This window comes from Salisaeta longa DSM 21114 (assembly GCF_000419585.1).
In the GTDB taxonomy this organism is placed as follows: Bacteria; Bacteroidota; Rhodothermia; order Rhodothermales; family Salinibacteraceae; genus Salisaeta; species Salisaeta longa.
In genome coordinates this window covers 1087969-1107801 of the sequence record NZ_ATTH01000001.1, presented here as the reverse complement: position 1 = coordinate 1107801, position 19833 = coordinate 1087969, and the positions used below count along the sequence as shown (strand labels likewise).

The 19833-nt window shown below is 64.1% G+C and carries 14 protein-coding genes; 7 read left to right on the top strand and 7 right to left on the bottom strand.

Annotated features, from left to right (window positions below; genetic code table 11):
* Nucleotides 1–53: 53 nt before the first annotated feature.
* Nucleotides 54–1088, bottom strand: a complete 1035-nt coding sequence (gene nuoH, locus SALLO_RS0104655) for an NADH-quinone oxidoreductase subunit NuoH (protein WP_028566906.1) — start codon at nt 1086–1088, stop codon at nt 54–56.
* 170 nt (nt 1089–1258) lie between these two features.
* On the bottom strand, nt 1259–2530 hold the full coding sequence (locus tag SALLO_RS15250) for a class II D-tagatose-bisphosphate aldolase non-catalytic subunit (protein WP_022835156.1): 1272 nt from the start codon (nt 2528–2530) through the stop codon (nt 1259–1261).
* A 410-nt stretch (nt 2531–2940) separates the two neighbouring features.
* Here SALLO_RS15250 and SALLO_RS0104645 point away from each other — a divergent pair, with 410 nt between their 5' ends.
* The 3 genes from SALLO_RS0104645 to SALLO_RS17655 all read left to right on the top strand — a co-directional run bounded on the left by SALLO_RS0104645 (nt 2941) and on the right by SALLO_RS17655 (nt 6899).
* On the top strand, nt 2941–3585 hold the full coding sequence (locus SALLO_RS0104645; RefSeq protein WP_267283236.1) for a CBS and ACT domain-containing protein: 645 nt from the start codon (nt 2941–2943) through the stop codon (nt 3583–3585).
* Nucleotides 3586–3639: 54 nt separating this feature from the next.
* Entirely contained in the window at nt 3640–4767 is a 1128-nt protein-coding gene (locus tag SALLO_RS0104640; protein WP_028566905.1) for an acetoin utilization protein AcuC, read from the top strand.
* A gap of 191 nt (nt 4768–4958) precedes the next feature.
* A complete protein-coding gene (locus tag SALLO_RS17655; RefSeq protein ID WP_022835153.1) occupies nt 4959–6899 on the top strand; it encodes a sensor histidine kinase in 1941 nt (646 codons plus the stop codon).
* A gap of 37 nt (nt 6900–6936) precedes the next feature.
* Here the strand turns inward: SALLO_RS17655 and SALLO_RS0104630 are convergent, their stop codons facing one another.
* The 3 genes from SALLO_RS0104630 to SALLO_RS0104615 form a co-directional block, all read right to left on the bottom strand.
* Nucleotides 6937–7572 carry a LexA family protein gene (locus SALLO_RS0104630; protein ID WP_022835152.1) on the bottom strand — a complete coding sequence of 212 codons (636 nt, stop codon included), beginning with the start codon at nt 7570–7572 and terminating at the stop codon, nt 6937–6939.
* Between the two features lie 982 nt (nt 7573–8554).
* Nucleotides 8555–11083, bottom strand: coding sequence for a M14 family metallopeptidase (locus tag SALLO_RS0104620; protein WP_022835151.1), 2529 nt, complete (start codon nt 11081–11083; stop codon nt 8555–8557).
* 78 nt (nt 11084–11161) lie between these two features.
* Nucleotides 11162–12589 carry a hypothetical protein gene (locus SALLO_RS0104615; RefSeq protein WP_022835150.1) on the bottom strand — a complete coding sequence of 476 codons (1428 nt, stop codon included), beginning with the start codon at nt 12587–12589 and terminating at the stop codon, nt 11162–11164.
* 251 nt (nt 12590–12840) lie between these two features.
* Between SALLO_RS0104615 and SALLO_RS18600 the strand changes: the two genes are divergently transcribed.
* Complete coding sequence (locus SALLO_RS18600) at nt 12841–13122, top strand: polyhydroxyalkanoic acid system family protein (RefSeq protein WP_022835149.1); 282 nt, start codon at nt 12841–12843, stop codon at nt 13120–13122.
* Nucleotides 13123–13757: 635 nt separating this feature from the next.
* Here the strand turns inward: SALLO_RS18600 and pckA are convergent.
* Nucleotides 13758–15368 (bottom strand): phosphoenolpyruvate carboxykinase (ATP), encoded by a 1611-nt coding sequence (gene pckA, locus SALLO_RS0104605; RefSeq protein WP_022835148.1) that lies wholly within the window; start codon nt 15366–15368, stop codon nt 13758–13760.
* Nucleotides 15369–15642: 274 nt separating this feature from the next.
* Here pckA and SALLO_RS15240 point away from each other — a divergent pair, with 274 nt between their 5' ends.
* Complete coding sequence (locus tag SALLO_RS15240) at nt 15643–16524, top strand: UbiA prenyltransferase family protein (RefSeq protein WP_022835147.1); 882 nt, start codon at nt 15643–15645, stop codon at nt 16522–16524.
* A gap of 52 nt (nt 16525–16576) precedes the next feature.
* Here the strand turns inward: SALLO_RS15240 and SALLO_RS0104595 are convergent, their stop codons facing one another.
* Nucleotides 16577–16933: a hypothetical protein gene (locus SALLO_RS0104595; protein WP_157621259.1), complete on the bottom strand. Its 357-nt coding sequence runs from the start codon at nt 16931–16933 to the stop codon at nt 16577–16579.
* 235 nt (nt 16934–17168) lie between these two features.
* On the opposite strand from SALLO_RS0104595, the gene SALLO_RS0104590 reads away from it, so the two are divergent.
* On the top strand, nt 17169–18689 hold the full coding sequence (locus tag SALLO_RS0104590) for an asparagine--tRNA ligase (RefSeq protein ID WP_022835145.1): 1521 nt from the start codon (nt 17169–17171) through the stop codon (nt 18687–18689).
* Nucleotides 18690–18784: 95 nt separating this feature from the next.
* Entirely contained in the window at nt 18785–19792 is a 1008-nt protein-coding gene (locus SALLO_RS0104585) for an ROK family protein (protein WP_022835144.1), read from the top strand.
* Nucleotides 19793–19833: the final 41 nt, after the last annotated feature.

Here is a 19833-nt window from a genome sequence, read left to right as displayed (position 1 = left end):
ACGTATGCAGCGGCGGGTAGCGGGTGTACGCGCCGCGGGGCGGGCCGATCCGCCTACAGGAACGTGCGGAAGAGCGCGACGCCCACAGCAATGAGGAGCGTATTCGCCAGCGCAATGGGCAGCAGCTGCTTCCAGCCCAACTGCATCAGCTGGTTGTACTTGAAGCGCGGGAACGTCCACCGCACCCAGATGAACAGGAAGGCAAAGAACGCCACCTTGAGCATCAGCGCGCCGAATTGCAGGAAGCCCAACAGGATGGAGCCGTCGAGCGCGGGAAAGGCTTGCAGGAGCAGCGGCTGAAACGGAATGAGGTAGCCGCCAAAGAACAGCGTGACGATCATGAAAGAGGCAATGAACCAGTTGACGTACTCGGCCAGGAAGAACATGCCGAACTTCATGCCGCTGTATTCGGTGTGGAAGCCGCCCACGAGCTCCTGCTCGGCCTCGGGCAGGTCAAACGGTGCGCGGTTCGTTTCGGCGAAGGCCGTCACGATGAAGATGAGTGCCCCCACCGGATTTCGAAATACATTCCAGCCCAAAATGGCCCAGCCCGACGACTGATTTTCGACGATGCCCGGCAGGCTGAGGGTGCCGGCGATGAGCACGACCGAGATGACGGCCAGGCCCATCGACAGCTCGTACGAGATCATCTGCGCGGCCGAGCGCAATCCGCCCAGCAGCGAGAACTTGCTGTTGGAGCTCCAGCCCGCCAGCGTGATGCCGTACACCGTCACGGAGGTGAGGGCCAGCAGCATCAGCACGCCCACGTTGATGTCGGCGACCACCACGCCTTCGGCAAACGGAATGAGCGAGGCGGTGGTCATGGCAATCACCACCGTAAGCACCGGGGCCATGGCGTGCAAAAAGCCGTTGGAGGCGGCGGGGCGCACGTCCTCCTTCAAAACGAACTTGAGCACGTCGGCAAACGGCTGCAGCAGCCCCGCGGGGCCCACACGGTTTGGACCGGGTCGGTTTTGGATGAAGCCCGATACGCGCCGCTCGGCATAGACGAGCACCGAGGCCGAGAGGAGCATCCCGTTAACAACCAGGAAGGCAAAAAGAGCTGTAAGGAGCAGCGAAAAATCCATATCCGCGGGCAAAGGGGTTTGTGGAGCAATCCGGGACCGTGTTGCTGGACGGGCGCCAACATACAGGTCAGCCGTGTAAGCTATGGCGTGGGGCGGTGGGGTGCAACCGTCGGGCGGCGTTCGGGGGTGTCTGGCGGTCTTTTTGGATAGAGTTCACGCATGCGTGATGGCTACGAGCGCGCAGCGGCAAGCCATGTGGGGAGGGCGTCGCACCAGCCCACAAGGTTGAAGGCGTGCAGGTACCGGAGGAGGGCGGTGCGCAGCCGCCAGTGCACGTACGCCGGACCGTTGCGGTAGGGCTGCACGCGATCGTAGAGTGCGCGGCGCGCCTCCTGCACGGCGGCGGTGCTCCACACGTAGCGGCTCCCGGTGCGCACGAGCCAGGCTTGGGTCGACGCGGGGAGCGCATCGAAGGCGGGCGCCGGGTCGTCGACCCACTTCGTCCAGCGCTCGCTCGCCACAACGGCATGACGCACGACCGATGGAATCTCCGACGGCGCGCCGATCCGCTCGGCGAGGGCCGCGAGTTCACAGAGGGCGTCGTACTCTACGGCGGCCAGGCCGGGCCCCACGTTGGCGCCGCCCACCCCATGAAGCGGATACGCCGGCAGGTCATCGACGTCGTCGGTGTAATGGGCCTTGAGGAGCGCGCCCAGGCGCTCGTGGGCCAGCGTGGCAAACCGGCGCGCCCGCGACGCATCAAACGCCTGGGTGTTGAGCTGCGTGCCTAGGTCGCCCACGACAAAGACGGGCGGCCCCACGTCGGCGCGGTGCTGTGCGTTCTGCCAGCCGGTCACAAATGCTTCAAACCGCGCGGCGGCGTCTTTGGCATGCGCTTCTTCGGGGCCCACCTCGTACCCGATGGGCGGGGCCTTGTGCGCCCGGCGCGCCCGTTCGGCATATTGCTGTAGGTGCACCGTGCGATCAACGAGCGCCTCCACAGGAAGCGGGCCGTCGTGGTGGGGGTCGGTGGTGGCATCGAGGTGCAGCACCTCGTATCCGGCGGCTAGGCAGGCGTCGATGGAGGCCTCGGTGGCCGCGAGGGCATCAGGCAGGGGCGGTTGCGCGTCGTGCTGTGCGTCTTTCTTGTACGGCCCGCCATGATCCAGCCCCAGCAGCACCGGCACGGTGGCCTCGTACGAAGCGCGGGCGTCGTCGACCGCGCTGCGCAGGGCCGCCGGCGTCCAGCCCGTATAGCCGCCGTCGCGGTCCACTTGGTTCAGGGTGGCCACCACGAGCAGCGGGGCGCGGGCATGTTCTGCAGCGTCGATGGCGGCTTCTACCACGGCCGGCGAGGTGGGGCACACCGCGAGCAGGGTGTGCCGCGTGACGCCGCGGGCTTCGGCTGCACACGGCCCCGTGAGGAGGGTGGCCAGGAGGCGGGCCGGCGAACTGTTGGCGGCCGCCGCCGCGCGGCGTACAAGGGCATCGGGAGAAGGCATCAAGAGCGACCGGAGCAGGGAGGGTGTTGGCGTGCAAGGGCGCGGGCCGCGGCTGTGGCGGCGGTTTGCCCTGCTGCATAGAGGCACGAAGGGGCGGGGCGAATGATTCTGGCGGACGACGATTTGACCATGCGCCGTGGTCCAATGCCGGACGTTAAGCGTGCAGGTGGCCAAATCCGTCCGAACAGCCATCTGAACCATTCACGTATCGTTTCTACATTTCACTTCTTTCGCCATTGCGAGTGAACGCGGTGCGCGCGCCCCCCCGAGATTGCTGCGATTGCCCTGAAGCGTACCATTGATTATCGCGGTATTGCTCATTGTTGCGGTATTGCGATCACATCGGTATCTTAAAGAAATCGTCGTTCAAGCCCCCTAAAGCCGCACAGGCTATGCTGGTTCAAGACATTATGCAACATCCGGTAGTCACCACGGCGCCGGGTCGGTCGATTGTCTCGGCGTATCGCTACATGCATGAGCATGATCTGCGGCACCTGCCGGTGATGGACGGGCGGCGGCTGGTGGGCGTTGTGACCGATCGCGATCTGCGGTTCGCAACCAGCGCTCTGCATCCGCGCCCCTCGGAGGCCGAGGCATCCGTCGAACAGGTCATGACGCCCGATCCCATCACGGCGGGCCCGCTCGACCCGGTGGAAGAGGCCGCCCGCCTGTTGCAAACGAAGCGCATTGGGTGCCTGCCGGTACTGGATGGCGCCGACCTGCGCGGCATCGTGACGGTGACGAACGTCATGGAGGCCGTGCTGCGGCTTACCGGCATCGAAAAGCCCGGCGGCCGCCTCGCCGTGGCGCTCGTCGACGAACCTGGGCAACTGGCGCGCCTCACGCAGCGCGTGGCCGAGGCGGGCCTGGACATTCGCTCGGTGCTCAGCTATTACCGCCCGCACCAGCACGAGGGCCCGGAAGCAGCGCCCGAGGCATCCGAAGACCGGCTGCACGTCATCCTGCGGGTGGATACCCTCAACGTGCGGCCCATCGCGGAAGCCCTTCGCTCTGAAGGCTTCGATGTGGTGTGGCCCGTCGCAAAGCCGAGCTGAGGCGCAGCTACGACCCCGGTTCCTTTCACAATCCACGACTCTTTGGTGTCTCCTCTGTTTGTCTACCATTCCCGCTACGATCGCTACGACTTTGGCGCCGACCATCCGTTCAGTCCGAAGCGCCAGGCGATGCTTTTCTCCCTGCTGGAGGCGCTGGGGCATCCCGTGGACCTTACGGCACCTTCCGTGGCGACGCGAGCGGACGTGGCCCGCGTGCATGACGCGGCGTTCATCGACGCCGTGGCGGCGGCCTCGCGGGGCGAGGCGACCCCGCAGGCCAAAGCGTATGGCCTCGACACGATGGACGTGCCGCTGTTTGAAGGGATGGATGCAGCGGCCCGCGGGCTGGTGGGCGGCACCCTCTTCGGCGCGCGATGCATCTTGGAAGGCCGCGCGGCCCGCGTGCTTCAGTGCGGCGGCGGCCTCCATCATGCCCAGCGGGCGATGGCATCGGGGTTTTGCGTGTACAGCGACCTGTCGGTGGCCATTCACGCGCTTCGGGACGCCGGAGAGCGGGTGGCGTACATCGACATCGACGTGCATCATGGCGACGGCGTGCAAGCCCTTCACTACGAGGATCCGGGCGTGCTGGCTCTGAGCTTGCATGAGTCGGGGCGGTACCTCTTTCCCGGCACGGGGGGCGTGCATGAAGTGGGCGTCGGGGCGGGCGAAGGCACCACGCTGAACGTTCCGTTAGAGCCGTTTACCGAAGACGAAAGCTACATCGAGACGTTCGAGCGCGTCGTACCCTTTGCCCTTGAGCGCTTTCAACCCGATGTGCTGGTGGTGCAATGCGGCGCCGATGCGCACTTCAGCGATCCGCTAGCCGATATGCTGCTCACCACCCGCGCGTACGAGACAATCTTTGCGCAGCTGGTGGATCTGGCCGACGAGCACACGCAGGGACGGGCGCTGTTTACACTAGGCGGCGGGTATCAGCCGGAGGCCACCGCGCGGATCTGGGCGCTGCTTGTTGGGGCGCTGTGTGCCGTGGAGCTCCCCAACGACATCCCGGGCGTATGGCGGCAGCAGTGGAGTAGCGACACGCACGGCTTGCCGTCCGAGACGCTGCGCGATCCCGCAGACAAAACGTTCGATGTCCCCCGGCGCGCGTCCATCAACGAGCAAAATGCGCGGGCGAGCAAGCGCGTGCTCGAGCTGGTGGCGCCCTACTGGTATTGAACGGCGTGCTTGTGGCTGGTGGCGGTAACGAACGACCGTCGAAAGGCTTGCAAGACCGTAACGCCAACCATACCAAATCATGCAACGCCCGCTTGGTGAAGGCCTTTAATCACATGCAGTAATCCATCTTCCCTTACCTGCAGGTGCGGTGCGCGCATCCTCGACGTGGGAAGGACCACAGGGCCGACCATATGATTGATGTAGACAACGCATCGAAGCAGCAGTTGCGTGGCGAAGTAGAGCGGCTGCACGAGGCGTTACAAGCGTCGCGCGATGCGAACGACGAATTGCGGAAGCGCCTCACGGCAGCTCCGGTGTCACCGGCGGTGCTGCACGCAGTGCCCGATGGCCTGTTGTTGCTCGACGCCCACGCGGGCACCATCCGGTTTGCGAACGCGAGGGCCGGGCGCCTGCTGGGGCGCAGCGACCCGTCGGAGCTGCAGGGGGCCACCCTCTCGCAGGTTGTGGCCGACGACGAGCGCTCCCGCCTCATGCAGCAGTGGGCGGCGGATGGGGCCGAGGAGACGCCTGCGTTCTCCGAATATCGGTTCCCCGCAGCGCCGGCGCAGCGGCTCGCCCTTGCGTTTGTGCACCTGCCTAACGACCCGTCGCAGACGCTCGCGGTGTTGCGCGATCGGGCAACGCAGCATCAGCTTGCCGAAACGCTTGCCGAAACGCTCAACCTCTTCGACACCGCCTTCCACTTAGGGCCGGCGGCGCTCATGATCGTGGAGATGAAGACGGGAGCCATCATGGAAGTGAGCGATCGGCTCACGGAGCTTACGGGCTACACGGCGCATCAGTTGGTGGGGCAGCGCATTGCCGACGTTGAGGGCGGGCTACCGGCGACGGAGCGCCTGCGCCTTGTAGCGCACCTGCAACAGGAAGGCAGCTTCCAGGATTACGAGCTCGTGCTCCCGTGCAAGACGGGCGCGCCGCGGACGGTGCTGTGCAGCGCTCGTCAGGCAGAGCTAAACGGCGTGTCGTGCGCGCTGATTGGGTTTGCGGATGTGACCGCACGCAAGGAGGCCACCGCGGCGCTCCGCGAAAGCCGCGACCTGTTCCAAAAGGTGTTTCGAACCAGCCCCGCCCCGGTGGGCATCTGCCGCCTGGCAGACGGGCAGTACCTCGACGTGAACGACGCGATGTGCACGGCGCTCGGCTACAGCCGCTCGGAGCTTACCCACACGCCGGCCGATGAATTGGGGCTGTGGGCCGATCCGTCCCGCCGCGAAACCCTCAAAAATCGTCTCGCTGAGGAGTCGGCGGTGCGAGACTTTGAGGCACAGTTTCGGACAGCAGCCGGCGACACGGTGACCATGCTCTGCTCCTTTCAGCGGATTCGCCTGCGCGATGAGCCGTGCGTGCTTACGGTGATGACGGACATCACGCGCCGCACCGAAGCCCGCGCGGCCCTCGTGGAGGCAAAGGAAAAGGCCGAGGAGGTGGCGCGGTTTCGCTCGGCGGTGCTCTCAAACATGACCCACGAAATGCGCACGCCGCTCACGGTCATCCTCGGGTTTACGTCGATGCTGCGCGAGGGCGTGCCCGACAAGTACCGGCGCTTCATCCGGCTCATTGAGCGCAGCGGGCGGCGCCTGCACCTCACCCTCGATTCGCTGCTCGACCTGGCGCAACTGGAAGCGGATGCGCTGGATCTGTCGCTGAAGACGCATGCTGTATCCGAAGCCGTGCACGGCCTCACCGAGAGCCTCGTGCACATGGTCGAGGCGCAAGGCCTCGACTTCACGCTCGAAACGCCCGACGAGCGCGTCTATGCGCGCCTCGATTATGAGCTGTTCGGGCGGGTGTTGCATCACCTCGTCGACAACGCAGTCAAGTTTACGTCCGAGGGCGAGGTGGCCATTTGTGTAGACGCGACCGCCGACACGGTGTCCATTGAGGTGACCGATACGGGCTGCGGCATCGACGCGTCGTTCTTGCCGCGTATCTTCGATGCCTTCTCGCAAGAAAGCGAGGGCCTCGCGCGCACCCACCAGGGTAGCGGACTGGGCCTTACGGTGTCAAAGCGCCTCGTCGAGAAGATGAACGGGACGCTAGAAATTGACAGCGTGCAGGGCCGGGGCACCACCATTCGTGTGCTGCTGCCGCGCGTGGCCCGCGTGACGTGAGAGGAGGCGAGCGGTGCCCCGAGGCGTACTTCCGGCATCACGCCGATCGCTTGAAGATGCCCCGGTCGCTTACGTGGCCCACGTAGCGGCCCAAGACGCGCACCTCCTCAAACACATCCGGGCAGATGTGAATGTCGTCATAGTCGGGATTGGCCGGTTCGAGCCGCAGGCCATCCACATCGTCATGGTACACGCGCTTGAGTGACGTTTCGCCGTCATACAACACGGCCCCAATGCCGCCGTTGGGGATGTCATCGTCAATGAGCAGCACGTAGTCGCCATCGTGGATGTCGGCGCCTTTCATGGATTGCCCCGAGACGCGGATGGCGAACATGCGGTCAAGATGCGGGAAGAGGACGTCCAGCGTGATGGTGCCTAGGTCGGCCTCGACGGCTTCTTGCAACGTGCCCGCCGAGATGATGCCGCGGATGGGAATGCCGGGTTCAGCGGAACCCTGGTAGCGCGGCGCCAGCTGGTAGCCGTGCTGCTCGTCGCGGATAAGATGCCCCTTGCGGTGCAGGGCTTTCAGGTTTTGCGTGACGCTGTTCGGCGACCGGTACTGAAAGTGGTCGATGATGGCTTGGTAGGTCGGCCACACCTCGTGGTCGTCCACGAAGTCGATGAGGTACTGCAGAAACTCATGTTGCTTGGCCGTGAGCTTTTTGCGTCCCATAAGCGCCGTCGGTCCCGAGGGATAAACATATGTTCCACATCTGTATCATACATCTCACATAGGGCAAGATCAAGCGGTGCCCGGCGCGGCCATGACATTAGCATGAGTAAACGTGCACACGACCCGTTCGCTTTGAAGACGGCTTGTGCTTCCAAGGCATTCACCATCTTTTTGAAAATCATTCCTGAACGGCGTCAGAATGAATAAGCAAGATTGTTGCAACGGTCTTGGACATCTTCCAAAGAGCGATATCCGCAATGGGTCACTCCTGCCCGTACATGGAGATCGCATCACGGGCATCCCCGTGTCCTTCGCATCTGCTCAGTTCTCGCGATGACAAGCAGCGTGCTCCTTTTTTGTGCGTTGATCGTGCAGCTGGTCGAATCCGTTCGAACAGTCATCTGAACCATTCACGTATCGTTTCTACATTTCATTCCTATTGTCATTGCGAGCGAACGGAGTGAGCGCGGCAATCTCCGCAATGGGCCGCTCCTGCTCGTACATGGAGATCGCCGCGTCGCTCGCATGCGCACCAGTGGCATGACCAAGGCCCCTCACTCCTCGCGATGACAAGAAGCATACTGCTTTTTCATGCGTTGAGCGTGCAGATGCGCAAATCCACCCGAACGTTCATTTGAAGCCTCGACGTTTGAGCCTTCAGCCAACCATTCATTTCGTCGCGAGCGAATGCAGAGAGCGTAGGGGCCTCCAGGTCATGCCTGTGGCGGGGCCTTTAGGTCATCCTGAAAGGGCAATCTCCACAAACGAGCAAAAACCTGCCGCACATTGCAATAAGCGAGATGTACTGATAGAGCCACCGCATGAGTCATCGTGAATCCGCACTGAGCATTTCAAAGTCAGCCCATGCTTCAAAGGCATATCATCATCATTTTGCAAATCACTCCTGATTGGCGTTAGTACGAATCCAAATTGATGCGATTGCCTTGCCAGTCCGTTTCTTCAGCTTGCAACGTGTCGCACGTTACGGCACGCTGAGCTGGAAGACCGCGTTGCTAAACGCCATTTGCCCGCCATACCAGAAGCCGCGGAAGAGCGGGTTGTCGGCAAAGTAAACAACCGTGCCCTCGCCCAGGGGCTGCGTCCCAAAGACGAGCGTTTCGGCGATGCGCTGCTGCGCCGTTGTGCCAATAAAGCCAGCCAGGGGCGTTCCGGTGGGCAGGGTAGCCACGTTCCAGCCGTCGCTGAGGTAGCTAAAGGCCAAGCCGCTCGTTTTGAGGCTGTAGTAGCGCGCCCCGAGGCCCGCGGCCAGGGGATGGGTGGTGTCGAGCTGCGCCAGGTGGATGCTGCCGGGCGTGCCGCGCATGGCGGCCGTGCGTTCGGCCGTGCCGTACGTATCGAGGGCCGAGGTGTCGGGCAGCGGGGGCTTCGCCTTCAGCGCAAACGGCTTGTGCCCGGCCAGGGCGTGGTTGGCGCGCCCGAGGGCGATCAGCTGACCGCCATTGCGCACCCATTCCACGAGCGCCGCGCGCCGCGCACTCGTCATCCAGTCGGCATAGCCGTAGCCGCCCGGCAGAATGAGAACATCCACGTCGTCGAGCATCGATGCCGCAAAGTCATCGGGCGGAAGGAGGGTGAGCGGGTAGGCGATGGTCTGGTCGAAGAAGTGCCACACCTCGCCCACGTCGTAGGAAGATGCTGGCGGGCCGCCGAGCGTGGCCACCGTAGGACGATCCATCACCGGCACATTGGCCGACCCGAAGTCGGGGCCCTGGTCGACGAGTCCCGTGGCCGCTGCAACAATTGGTTGATCGTGGGTGTCGGCCAGCCGGCGCATGCGGCGGTCGAAGGCCTCGCCCAGCGCCTTGTTGTCGGCGCGGGTGAAGATGAGCGTGCCGCGGGCGTAGGTGGTGCCGCGCAAGGCGAAGCCCTGCCGGGCGATGCGCGCCTGAAGGCCCTGCTCCAGCAGGTCGCCCACAAAGGCGACGTCGGCCAGGCTCTTCCAGGCCACCACGTAGGCGTAGGGCGCCCCCTCGGCGGGCGCGCTAGGACCGGTGGGCGCCCGCGCCTCCGCCACCTGGGGCGCACGCGACAGGCCGTACGCTTCGAGCCCGTAGGCGTAGGGCAGCGTCCAGGCGGTGATGTCGTACGTCACCGAATCGATGATCGTGGGCCGCGGCTCCATCAGCACCTTGGTGAGGCGCGCCTTGGGCTGCTGCGCCGGCACCACAAGGTCGCCCGCTGCAATCTGCACGTCGGTGCGCAGGCCGTCGTGGTAGCGGGTGCCCTGCACGCGTCCGGCCGCAGCGCGCGCCACCGTTGCCACGATGCCTTGGCGGGTGAGGTGGTCGTGAAGCGCCGCGATCCGATCCCGGTCGGCGGTGGTTGCTTTTACGAGGTAGGCGGCGTAGTGCCCGGGCGGGTCGTCTTGCCCCGAGCGGTAGTAGTCGATGAACTCCTGAACGAGTGTGCCCCGATGGGTGGCCGCGGTTTCGATGGTGGCCAGGCTGCTGGCGCGATGGTGCGCAATGCGCTCGTCGAGCGTCAGCGTATCGCCCGCTGCGGTGCGCACGGCCAGCCCCGCGCCAATGCCGCCCTGCTCGTAGGTCATGCCAATCGCGCCGTTGAAGAGCGGCCACGTGTCGCCGTAGCCGGGATAGAACAGGTCGAACACCTCGCCGGTGAAGTACAGCCAGCCGTTGCGGTCGAAGTACCGAGCGTTGTTCAGGCCCACCGTCTCCTGAAAGCGGCGCTGAAACGCCGTCACGTTTTCGTGGATGGGCTCGGCCGCCGGGGCGAAATAGTAGGGTTCGTTGTATCCCTGCTCGTGAAAATCGACGTGGATGTGCGGCATCCAGGTGTTGTACAGCGCCAGGCGCTGGCGCGTCTCCTGCTGCACCGCCCAGGCCCAATCGCGGTTCAGGTCGAAGTAGTAGTGGTTGGAGCGCCCCGCGTGCCACGGCTCGTGGTGACTGCGGGCCTGCGGCGAGGCGTTGGGCTGCATGCCGCGCGTGCGCTCGTACCAGTGCACGTACCGCTCGCGGCCGTCGGGATTGAGGCAGGGGTCGAGCACCACAATCACGTTCTGCAGCCATTCCTGTACGTCGCCCGTGCGGGTGGCCAACCGGTGCAGCACGCTCATGGCTGCTTCGGTGGAGACCGACTCGTTGCCATGCACGTTGTAGCTGAGCCACACGATGGCGGGTGTGTTGGCGTTGGGCGGCGCCGCGGCGCCCGCGGTTAATCCGATGCGCTGCAGGTGCGCCGTGCGCAGCTCCTTGAGCCGCGCGAGGTTCTCGGGCGTTGAGATGTACGTGGCAAGCAGCGGCCGCCCTTCGTACGACTGCCCGTAGCGTTCAAGCTGCACACGATCGGACTGCGCGGCAACGTGCGTCACGTAGTCAACCACCCGGTGGTGGTGCGTAAACTGCTCGCCCAGGCGGTGGCCTAAGAAATCGCCGGGTGCTTGCACCGACTGGCCGGACGCGGCGGCAACACTGAAAAGCAGAACGACAATGCTGCAGGCGAAGCGACGAATCGTAGCGTGGGACATAAGCGGGAGCGTGCGTGCTGGAAACGGGTGGTTCTCCAACAAAACGGTTTCCGCTTCAAAAGGCAAGTGGCGTGTCGTCTACCACACGATGGTGAGGCGGCTGTACGCATTATCGAAACGACCGGGCGAATCGGGGATGCCGGGCGGGAGGTCGTCGTTATCGGTGTCGTAGCCCACGCCAAACACGAACGAGCCGCGCCGAAAGCGGTAGCCCAGCAGAAGGTTGACGCGGTAGTTGCTGGGCCCTTCGGTGTAGTATTCGCTTGTCCAGTTGCGCGTGAGGACAGTTTTGTCGCCGTTGAGGTTGCGCACGACGGCGGCATATTCGAGGCCCACATACGGCCACGCGCCCCCGGCAATATCGTAGGTGCCCTGGATGCGCGTTACGTGACGCCGTTCATTGTATCGGAAGGCGCGGCCCACGGTGGAGAGCTCGAAGTTGCGTCCGCTCTGCCGGTCGGTGTAGTCTTCGATGGCATATGTGGCTTCGGTACGCCAACGGCCCCAGTGGGCGGCGGCAAACGCGCCGTAATGCCAAAACGTCTGCTCCGTTGCGTAGGCGCTTTGCACGGCCGGCCCCAAGCCGGTGCGCTGCAAGGCGCTGCGATCGTAGCGCGCCTCAACGCCTACCGTCCACCAGGCCCGTTCATACGCAAGCAGCGCCCCACCAAAGGCCGCCTCCCGCACATCGGTGTACGCGTATCCAGCCTCGCGCTGCGACCGAAGGGTGGCCGCGCTCTGCGTTTGCACGTGGGCAACAAGTTCTGCGCGAAGCGGATAGCGTGCGGGGCTGTTCCACTCCAGCCCCAAAAGAAAGGGACGGTGCCCGTAGGTGCGCACGATATCTTCCTGATTGGCCTCAACACCCAGCCCTTCGTAAATAAAATCGTTGTAGACGTCGAGCGCCGTTACGGTGGCCCGCACGGCGCCAATTGACGGGTGGCGGTAGACGTAGAACAGCGTCGCGTCGAGGCTGGGCTTGTAATCGGCAAAAGTATGCTGAATGCCCACCCGGTGCCCCTTGGCAGGCGACCAGCCGTAGCCCAGTTCCACGAAGGCGCGGCTGGCGCGGGCGTCTTGCTGCAGCCAAGCGTTCACAGAAAGGCCGTGCGTCTTGCCAAACGCGGTTTGTTCTTTCAGTTGGGTAACCACCGCCCAGTCGGGCCGCTGGATGCTGCCAAAGCGAAGCCGCATGCCATCGGGCGTTTGCTGCCAGGCATGGTTGGCCATCATCGAGAACTGGTACGAGACCATGTCGAGCGCATACTCGCGATCCATCCCTGGGGTGATGTGCCGAAAGACGCCCCGGTCGTACGTCCGGTTGTCGGTGGCGTGGATGCGGTCGAGCAGCTGAATGCGCCGGTCGGTCGCCCAAAAGTTGAGGGTCGCGCGGGGCGGCTCCTCGTAGCGGAGCGTGGTGTCGGCGGGGGCGTCCTGTGCGTGGGTGTCAGCGGGCCATGCAAAAACACCTAGAGCAAGGCACAGCACAGCGGCAAAGCGGGACATCCGGTTGGGGCGTCATTTTGTTGATCGGTCGATGGGCCAACGTACAGGGAAGGCAGCAGAGGCTCCATCAAAACGAAGGCGTGGGCACGTATTCCACACAAAATGCGCACGAAGACATGCGTGAGCAGAGGGCTTGGCGGGTCGTGCTTCGTTGGGCCGTCGGTTTCCTGCGGCCAGGTCGCCTGCTGCAACATCGCCCTTTCGGGGCGCGTTGTGCATCGTCCGTTGTTGCTTGCACACACCGCATCCCTATGGCCGATATCGAACTCACGCAGTCGCACGCACTCACCAAGGCGCAAGCCCGCACCGCCGTCGAAAAAGTGGCCCAGAAATTGTCGGATCGGCTGGGCGTTAGCCACCACTGGGCGACCGACACGCTTCACTTTGAGGGAAGCGGGGCGGAAGGCCAGATTCGTGTGGCGGCGCAAGAGGTAACGGTGCAGGTGGATCTCGGCTTTATGCTGAAGCCCATGCAAAGCATGGTGCGCCAGGAGGCCGAGCGCTACCTCAAAAAGTATCTTATGGCCGCATAGCACCGCTGGTCACAGGGCGCAAAAACACAAGGCAGTCTCCGCAATGGAGCGTTCCTTCCCGTACCTGGAGATCGCATCATAGATATGACCTCCGGCCCCACCACGGGCATGACCTCCGGCCCCATCATAGATATGACCTTCGGCCCCCACGTCACTCCCTACGGTCGCTCCTCGCGATGACAAGGAGGGTACTGGTTTTTTGTGCGTTGCGCGTGCAGTTGGTCAAACCCGCCGGAACAGCCCTCTGAACCATTCACGTATCGCTTCGGCATTTCACTCCTCTTGTCATTGCGAGCAAACGTAGTGAGCGTGGGGACTGAAGATCATGCCTGTGGTGGGGCCGCAAGGTCATCCTGGAAGGGCAATCTCCGCGGATGAGCAGGAACGCACCATGCAATCAGCGGGGGATACTGACAGCGCCATTGCATGAGTCATCGTGCATCCGCCCTGAGCGCTTCAACGGCGGTTCCTGCTTGCGGGGCATGTATCGCCACTTTGCACATCCCTCCTGAGTGGCGTCAGCGCGAACCGGCACGATTGATGCGATGGCCCTGCATAAAAACACAGGGACATCCCCTGTGGGGCATGTCCCTGCGCGTTGGTTGTTGCGATGTGGTACGGCGACCGTCGTGGGCTTACGCGTCGACGGCCGATGCTTGCACCGTGGGCGCCGCGTCGCGCACGGCCTCCGAGACGTAATCCTCGTACTGCGCAAAGTTGTTGACGAACATTTCCGCGAGGGTGCGGGCCTGATCGTCGTAGGCCGCGGGGTCCTCCCACGTATTGCGCGGGTTGAGGATGTCGCTGGGCACGCCGTCTACGCTGTGCGGAATGCCGACGCCAAAGAACGGATGGGGCGTCGTGTCGGTAGCGTCGAGGGCTCCGCGCAAGGCCGCGTCGACCATGCGGCGGGTGTGCGCCAGCGCCACGCGGTGGCCGGTGCCGTACGGGCCGCCGGTGATGCCGGTGTTTACCAGCCAGCACTGTGCGTCGTGCTCGCGGATACGATCGCCCAACATCTCGGCGTACACCGACGGGTGGCGCACCATGAACGGCTCGCCGAAGCACGTGCTAAAGGTGGCCTTGGGGGCCGAGACGCCGCGCTCGGTACCGGCGACCTTGGCGGTGTATCCGCTCAGGAAGTGGTACATGGCTTGTTCGGGGGTGAGCCGCGCGATGGGCGGCAGCACGCCAAACGCATCGTACGTCAAAAAGATCACCGTTTGCGGATGGCCGCCCTGCCCGGTGTCCGAGGCGTTGGGGATGTAGTGGAGCGGATAGGAGCCGCGCGTGTTGCGCGTGATCGCGTCGTCGGTGAAGTCGGGTTCGCGCGTTTCCTCATCGATGATCACGTTCTCCAGGATCGTCCCGAAGCGTTCGGTGGTGCTGTAGATTTCGGGCTCGCCCTCGCGCGTCAGGTCGATCATCTTGGCATAGCAGCCGCCCTCGAAGTTGAAGACGCCGTCGGTGCTCCATCCGTGTTCGTCATCGCCAATCAGCGTGCGGCTGGCATCCGCCGAGAGCGTCGTCTTGCCGGTACCCGAGAGTCCGAAGAAGACCGCCGTGTCGTCGCTGTCGCCCTTGTTGGCCGAGCAGTGCATCGGCAGCACGTCGTGCTCGGTGAGGCGGTAGTTGAGCACCGAAAAGATCGACTTCTTAATTTCGCCGGCATAGTGCGTGCCGCCAATGAGCACCAGCTCGTCGGCCATGTTCACGAAGATGGCCGCTTCGGAGTTGGTGTTGTCGCGGGCGGGATCGGCGGTAAAGCCGCAGAGGTCGAGGACGGTAAAGCCCGGCTCGAAGTCGGCGGGCGGCCCCTCGGGGCGCACAAACATGTTGTAGGCAAACAAGCTGTGCCAGGCCTTCTCGGTGATAATGCGCACCGGCAGGCGGTAGGTGTCATCCCAGCCGGCATACAGGTCCTGCACAAAGAGGTCGCGCTGCGCGGCGTAGTCGACCATGCGCGCCTGCAGGGCCTCAAAGGTGGCCGCGTCGGTTGGCTGATTCACCGTGCCCCAGTGAATCGAGTCGGCGTTGCGGGCATCCTTCACGATAAACCGATCCTTGGGGCTACGCCCGGTGTATGGATCGGTGCGGGTCACCAGCGGCCCATTGGCGGCCAGTCGGCCCTCCGTGCGCGCCAATGCGTGCTCGTACAGCGCGGGCGGCGTGAGGTTGTAGTGGACCGTTGCGGGACGGAGTCCTAGAGCTTCCAGATGATTCGTGACGTGCGTGGGTGCTTTCATAGCGAAAGACAGCTCGTTTGGTGCGTGCGCCTGCATCGGACGCTCCGATGCGTGCATACAAAACGTGTATGTGTTAGAAAGGCTCCGATACAGGTTCGGAAGCGCTTCCTGCTGGACTTGTCAACGTAGGGCGGCGCGCATGCACTTGCTATGAGTTGTCGATGAAAGCAGGTGCGCGCTGGGCGTCGATGCAGGCTCTAATGGGCGCATGCGAAGCACTGCTAACGGCCGCGCGTTAGGTGTGTACCGATGTCTCGAAGCAGGCTGCTTGCTCATGGCCGTTACGCGCCCATCCACGTTTTCGCCCGCCCAGGCCACCGGCGCGTCTCGCGTGCTTCAGTGGGCAGCGCACGATCCGCTGCTTATGGGGTTGGTGGCGGTGGCGCTTCTGCTGGGCACCTCGGCCTGGCTGGGCGTGGCGCCGTCGGGTCCGCTGCTGGTGATGGGCGGCGCGGGCACGACGCTCGTGTATCTCGCGGACCGCGTGTTGGGGTTTGCGGCCGAGGATGTGTACAACCGCCCGCGGCGCGTGCGCTGGGTGACGCGGCATCGGCGCTACCTGTGGCTGGAAACGGCCGTGGCGTCGGCGCTTGTGGGCGGTACGGTGGCGCTGGTGCGCCCCGAGACGCTCGTGGCGGCGGGCGGTGTCGCGGTCGCGGGCGTGGTGCACGTGGTGCCGCTCGTTCCGCGGGCCGGTCGCCTCAAGGCGCGGTGGAGCGCGGGCAAGACGGGCCTCGTCGTATTCACCTGGGCGGCTGCGGCGGTGGTGCTGCCTGTGGTGGAGGCTACGGGGACGCTGTCGGTCGATGCGCTTGCGCTTGGGGCCTATCGCGTCGCCTTCCTGCTGCCCAACGTCATCGTGGCCGATTGGCTCGATCGGGCGGGCGATGCTTCGGCGGGGCTCCGCCCGTGGGCCGCGCAGTGGACGCCGCGGCGCGTGATGTACAGCAGCGGGGGAAGTGTGATGGTGGGCCTCGCGCTCCTCGCGGTGCTCCGGCCGCCCCTCCCGGTCGTTGTCGCCGAAGGGGGTGTGCTGCTCCTCATGGGCGCGATGGCCCGTCGCGCGTGCCAACGGCGCGGCGGACCCTATGCTATGCTGTGGTTGGACGTGCTGGTTGCGGGGCCGGCCCTGGGCTATCTGCTGCTGCAGCTATGAGCGGGCCGCGCGGATGGGCACGTCGTGCGTGGATGAGCATCCCGTAGATGCTTCAGGCCGCGCCGGTCGTCTCCTCAATGCGGCTGTTGTAGTCGCTCAGCACACGCTGAATCTGTCCCGTGTCTGAATCGTCATCGGCCTCGTCGCTCGCCGATCCGTTGCCGGCGGATGCGCCATTGCTGAACGAAAAGATAGAATCGGCGGTTGGCTGCTCCGAAGTAGTTTCGGGCGCTTCCTCACGCTCGCGGTACGCATCCACAATCTGTTCAAGGAGCTCACCCGGCGTCATCTCCTCTTGCACCGCGTTTTGCAGCAACCACCGGTGCTGATCGATGCGCAGCCCGCGGGCCAACCCCATCAGGTAGCCATAAGCCTGCTCCTTCGAAATCTCTGATGTTGGGAGACTCATTATGTTGCGTACTTCATGGTTTGGTAACTAGGGATGATCTGGAATGTGGACCGCACAGATCGGTTCGATGAAGGAATAAGCAATCGCGGCCTCGTTACAAGGTTGCAGGGCGCGTCATATCCCTGTCGAATTTCGGTTATAGTCTGCTGCATGAGTGGTATAAAATGGAACCTGAAATATACTGCCGGTATCAGGAGGCACTGTCAACTGCCTCACATCCATTCCCCAACGCCGCATGGCCGACGCACCGATTGAAGATTTTACGCGCATCGACGCCCTGTCTGAACATGAGGACGAGACGGTTACGCTGAAAGGCTGGCTGCACAACAAGCGCGGGTCGAAGAATCTCTACTTCCTCATCTTGCGCGACGGTTCGGGGTTTGTGCAATGCGTGGTGAGCAACGACGCCGTGTCGGACGACGCCTGGGCCGTGGCCGACGACGCGAGTCAGGAGGCGGCGCTGGCGGTTACGGGCACCGTAGCGGCCGATGAGCGGGCGCCGGGCGGGTACGAGATGCAGGTGAGCGACCTGTCGTTGATCGGGGCGTCGGGCGATTATCCGATCACGCCGAAGGAGCACGGCATCGGCTTTTTGATGGAGCGCCGGCACCTGTGGCTGCGCAGCGAGAGCCAGTGGGCCGTGCTGCGCATCCGCAACCACATCATCCAGTCGATCCACCGGTTTTACCAGGACCGCGGGTTTATCCAGACCGACGCGCCCATCCTGACGGGCAACGCGGTGGAGGGTACGTCGACCTTGTTTGAGCTGGATTACTTCGAAGACGAGAAGGCGTACCTCACGCAAAGCGGCCAGTTGCACGGGGAGGCGATGGCCATGGCCTTCGGCAAGATCTACACCTTTGGCCCCACCTTCCGCGCAGAGAAATCGAAGACGCGACGCCACCTCAGCGAGTTCTGGATGATTGAGCCCGAGATGGCGTTCTACGATCTGGACATGAACATGCGATTGGCCGAAGACTTCGTCTCGCACATCGTTCAGGATGTGCTGGCCCACTGCACGACGGAGCTGGAGGCGCTGGAGCGCGACACCACCGCGCTGGAACAGGTGAAGGCTCCCTTCCCGCGGCTCAGCTACGACGAGGCGGTGGAGCTGCTACGCAGCGAGAAGACGGCAGCGCTCATCGACGACCGGATGGCCGCCCTCAAAGAGGAAAAAGCGACGCTCGAAGAGGAAAAGGCGGCGAACGCCAGCGAGCGCGGACAAGCCAAGAAGTGGCGCAAGCGGCAGATTGACGCCCGCGAAATTGAAATCAACAAGCGCGTGGACGAGATCGAGGAGGCGCTGCGTAACCTGCCCGACTGGAAGACCTCGGCGCAGACCTTCGAGTGGGGGGCAGACTTTGGCGGGTCGGACGAAACGGTGCTGACGTGGCACTTCGACCGCCCGATCATCGTCCACCGCTTCCCTGCGAAGATCAAGGCCTTCTACATGAAGCGTGACCCCGCAGATGATCGGTTGGCGCTGGGGCTGGACGTGTTGGCGCCAGAAGGCTACGGAGAGATTGTGGGCGGCGGCGAGCGGGCCACCGACCTGGACTACCTCAAGGAGCAGATTGCGGCCCACGACCTGCCGGAAGACGTGTTTGACTGGTACTTGGACCTCCGTACGTTTGGCTCGGTGCCCCACAGCGGCTTTGGGTTGGGTCTGGAGCGCACCGTGGCGTGGATTACCGGTCGTGAGCACGTGCGCGAGACGATTCCCTTCCCACGGACGATGGGGCGCCTGCATCCGTAAGCCACGGTTGAAAATGTTGGAGCGCTGGTGCGTTGGCGTTTGCCTTCGTGCGGCGTGTGTGGTTCATTGAATAGCACACCCTTTTCTCCTCACGCATGCCCGCGCTTTCCATGGAAACGAATGATCCGCTAATCGTAGGCGTCGACCTTGGCGGCACCAACATTGAGGCCGCGGTCGTCCGTGGCGGGACGGTGCTCGCGTCCAAAAAGAAAAAGACGAAGGCCAAGCGCGGCGTCGACACCGTCCTCGACCGCATCGCCGAAACGGTGACGAAAGCCATCGACCGGCTGGACGGCGACGCGTCGGCCATTGAGGCGTTGTGCATTGGCGCGCCGGGGGCCGTCGATCCGCAAACGGGGGTCGTGCTCTCGGCGCCCAACCTGGACTGGCACGAGGTGCCGCTGGGCGAGGCGCTGCACGAGCGGCTGGACATGCCCGTGATGGTGTCTAACGACGTAAACATCGGCGTGGTGGGCGAGCACGTGTACGGTGCCGGCAAAGGCGCGCTGCACATGGTCGGGATTTTTGTGGGCAGCGGCATTGGCGGGGGCGTCGTCATCGACGGCACCTTGCACAGCGGATGGCGGGGCGCGGCCGGCGAGATTGGGCATATGGTGGTGAAGCCGCACGGGCGCGTGTGCGGCTGTGGGCGCGAGGGCTGCGTGGAGGCCTACGCGAGCAAAACGGCGATGGAGAAGATCATTCGCGAGGAGCAAGCGCGGGGGCGCGCCACCGAGGTGTTCGACATCATGGACGCGAAGGGGAAGGAAAAGCTCACGAGCAGCGTCATTGAGGCCGCGCTCGACGCTGAAGATCCGCTCATGGAAGAGGCCATGCAGCAAGCGCAGTACTACCTGGGGCTGCTAACGGCCAACCTGGTCAACGTGCTCGACCCCGAGGTAGTCGTCTACGGCGGAGGCGTGGTGGAGCGCCTCGGCGCGCCCTTCTTGGAGCCGATTGCGCGCACCGCGCGGGCGCATTACCTCCAGCGGCGCGGGGCCGAAGACATCCGCATCGTTCCGGCGGCCCTTGGCGACGACGCAGGTCCGGTGGGCGCCGCGGTCCTTGCGCAGCGGCGGATGCAAGCGGCCATCGGGTCGTGACCGGTGCGGCCATGCCCCGATTCATCAAACCCTGACGAATC